The organism is Zhongshania sp., from assembly GCF_041623545.1.
GTDB lineage: Bacteria > Pseudomonadota > Gammaproteobacteria > Pseudomonadales > Spongiibacteraceae > Spongiibacter.
In genome coordinates, this window is sequence record NZ_JBFJWS010000303.1 from 1 (window position 1) to 3,810 (window position 3,810).

Genomic DNA, 3,810 nt, shown 5'->3' on the forward strand with positions numbered 1-3,810 from the left:
CCGAATATCGTCGACTTCAATACTTAACTCGGTATTAGCCAAGGCATCATCACGCAATAAATTTATAGCCGATTGCAGCAAATTCTTTAAGTCCTGATCTTTGGCCCAGACTAATGGGCTAATAACAGGTTTTGATAACACAACTGTTAATTTACACTGCGACAGCTCCTCAGCATTTTTTTCCATGATACGGTCGATTGTTTTACAGATATTCTGTGGTCGCCGCGCTCTGGTTTTTGAGTCAATGCTGGCACTCAAACTTTCAATAGACTCCAGTGTTTTTGCCATTTTTTCATTGTGAAGATCGCGTTCAATCTTCAATTCTTCAGATTCGCCTTCGGACCCAACAAGGTCGTAGTCACGCCCCCAAATACTGAGTAATTTGAGACGCAGGCTTTCAGAGAAAAATTGCAGCCGATCCTGCTGCACCTCCCAGCTTTCTTTACTAGAACTTATATCAACCAATTCCAGAATAACGCCGGTAGGACGATCAGAACTGCCAATCTCGCCCTGCCACTGCTCAGCTTCGACTTGTATCGGTAAGATGCGAATGGCGAATTGACGGCCACGCACATTCTGCTCCATGGGAATTTCAACTCGCTCTTGGTGATGAAGCACCTCGAACAAATAGCTACCCGCAGTAACCACATCTAACTCGCTGACTTGCGTCAGAATATCAATAACAGAGTCTTTGTAGATATCAATTTTTAAAGCGCGGGCTAAATCCTCAAACTGCAAGTTGGCATACAGTAAATTGCCAAATAAGCTATACATACCAGAAGCCGTACTGGAATGTTTAGAAACATTTTCCAATACATCCATACGCGAGAAAACAGACTTAAAAACACTCTTCACTTGACGCTGAACATGGCTTACTCGGTCGAAGCCAGTGAGTCGACGACGCAAACCGCTGCGCTGATCGCCCGTTGAAACTTTGGCACTATGGAAAAGCAGCTCAGATATGCGCTCGGAGATGTCATTCATTATCGCCGGAATATTCTTGACGGACTCATAAGACTTTTTCGTCACCGTCACAACCCAAAAGCCCAGGAGAATACCCGCGTAATACAGCGGTACTATCCACTCCTCTTCACCGGGGTCGAGTTTAAAAAACAAACGCTTTTTCGACTTCACTGGCACACCGGCATTACGCGCCTCAACGTAAGGCGAGCGAGCATAATCCCTGCGTCGCTCCTCGATATCTTTTGCCGTGGCATTGTAGAATTGCGCTACGCTTAAACGATCGCTGTCATCTAATTCCAGAAACACTGAGCGGCTAATCAAGAGCTGCTGACCAACAAAAACCATCATCCGCTGCCAGCGTTCATCACTCACCAGCAGGGGTTCGGGCACAATTTTTTCAGCAAGCATGGTGTGGGCTTCTGAGACTAAGTCGCTTACCAGTTGCCGCTCATTGCGATAGCGTTGATTCACCAAGTACAACAATGCGCCAGAGAGGAGCAATACAATCTCACTAACCGGCAGCAACACCTGCCACTGGACCGCCACCAAACCCGCCGACAAGATAAATAGCACAATGAACGTCAAGCTCACTGGTATAGTTTGACGAGGCACAACCCACAAAAAACTGGCTACAAAAACAAATAGTATCAGCGCCATAAGCAAAAGAGCCGGCCAAACCGCCAGATAGTTTAAGTGCTTGCCGCTTAACACGGTATGAGTAATGTAGGCTTGCATTTGCAGCTCGCTCATCCCCTCGGCGTAACCGTCAAACGGCACCCCATAACCGGGCGCACCAAGAACCGGCGCGTCACCAATTAAAACAAGCTTACCCTCGACCAACTCGGTAATTAAGCCAAATTGCAGTAGACGATCCACAGATATTTCTGGAATTAAGCCGGCGGCCCAATAGTTAATATTCAGCGCCTTACTCAGGGCCTTGTCGCTAAGTAGGGTTTGGAAGCCAGCATAGCGTTGATTATTTGCACCATAAACAACGGGGAACCACTGCCGGTAGGCGTACCCCAATTTGACTGCAGGGCTAATATAGGCATTTCGGTTTGACCCCAGTGGACGGTATTCACCCAGCTCGTTCGCGAGTAGGCGAGAAGCGACAATGAGCTTAGGATTACTCTCATAGCGCTGCCACCACGCCTCGTTGACCACGTTTTGACTCAGCACCACAATCGCGCGAGCGCCCTGATCAATTAATCGGTCAACTAAGTTAGTCCATTGTTCTTCACCCTGAAAATCAGCACTCTCAGGAATACTGACCATCAACACTGGTTTGTCGGTATTTTTCGGGGCAAGGCTAAGAAATCTGTCGTAAATCGCGTGATTAACCGGCAAAAATAGCATCAGCCAGCTGCATAGGCCGATCAGTGACAAAAAAAACACCGAAAATGCGAATGTAGAGCGATACGTCCCGGGCTTGTGGGCTGATGACATTTCTAGCTACCGTGTGTATTTAAATGCAAATACCTTCATTTAAAAAATAAATCAAGAACATCTTCAGCTAAGTATTACAGAAAATAATAAAATCAACAGCTTACAAGTGAAAAAGCACAAAACTAATTAACGCACCAGGCAAGGGCAATGCGATGCCTAAACAGAGGTAACCACCACCGAATGCTAATAGTAGGCGTGGGGGATGACGAGCTATAAATCTGCTGAACGCTTCATCAATAAATAATATAGCCTTGCAGAATCAATAAAACTCACGGCCGACACCCGTTCATTGGTACCGTGCATCCCCGCAAGCTCTTCAGGTCCAACTTCAAGCCCTAAAAAACGATAGCTCGCCTCGCTAATCCCTTCAAAATGACGGGCATCGGTTGCGCCAACCACCAAACGGGGGGCAACGAGGGTATCTGGCCGCACTTGGCGAATGATCTGGCTCAAGGTGTTGTACCCAAGGGAGTCGAGGGGCGCTACCTTCGAGGGATTATTAGAAAAATCGCTGTATAGCGACACCTCTACCTGCGGGTCATCAACGACTGCGGTGACATACGCCACAACCGAGGCGACCGTGTCGCCAGGTAATATTCTAAAGTTGACCACGGCTTCGGCACTTTGGGGTAATACGTTGTCTTTCACGCCAGCGCTCATCATCGTCGCGGCCGTGGTCGTGCGAATACCCGCATTGGTGGTTGGCATCGAGGTCAGCATAGCCTCGGCGAAGGGGCCAAATAACCATAAATTAGCGAAAACGACACGTTGCACCAGAGGCGCCGCAGACCCGAGTGCCACAATGGTGTCCCGGGTAAAACTCAGCTCAGCCGGAAAAGGATGATTCTCAAGCCGAATGACAGCCCTAGCCACCAAGCCCAATGCCGTATGCTGGGGCGGCATTGAGGCGTGACCGCCGACGCCCCGAGCACTCAGTTTCAAACTGGTGTAGCCCTTTTCCGCAGGCCCAATTAGGGCTACGCGCCCCTCCACCCCAGGAATCAAACCATTGGTAACAAAGCCGCCCTCGTCCAGCAAAAATCCGAGGCGAACACCGCGATCGGCAAGCGTCTTGGCCATCGCCTTCGCGCCTTCGCCGCCGACCTCTTCATCGTGGCCAAAGCCGAAATAAATAGAGCGCTCAGGCACAAAGCCCTCAGCCAACAAGCGCTCGGCCGCCTCCAGCAAACTAATTAAGCTTCCCTTGTCATCGAGAGCGCCGCGGCCCCAAATGAAGCCATCGGCAACCACGCCCGCAAAGGGCGGGTGTATCCACTCACTCTCAGTACCCGCCGTTACTGGCACCACATCTTGGTGAGCCAAAAACATCACTGGCAATTGCGTTCCGCTGCCACGCCAATGCAATAACAGCGACTGCCCAGCCAGCACCTCGACCTCTAA

At 49.6% G+C, this 3,810-nt stretch carries 2 protein-coding genes; both read right to left on the bottom strand.

What is annotated here, in order from left to right:
- The coding region (locus ABYT30_RS16865; protein WP_373097597.1) for a CHASE2 domain-containing protein at positions 1-2,409 on the bottom strand (2,409 nt) is incomplete at its 3' end.
- 210 nt (positions 2,410-2,619) lie between these two features.
- On the bottom strand, positions 2,620-3,810 hold a 1,191-nt coding region (locus ABYT30_RS16870), incomplete at its 5' end, for a M20/M25/M40 family metallo-hydrolase (RefSeq protein WP_373097598.1).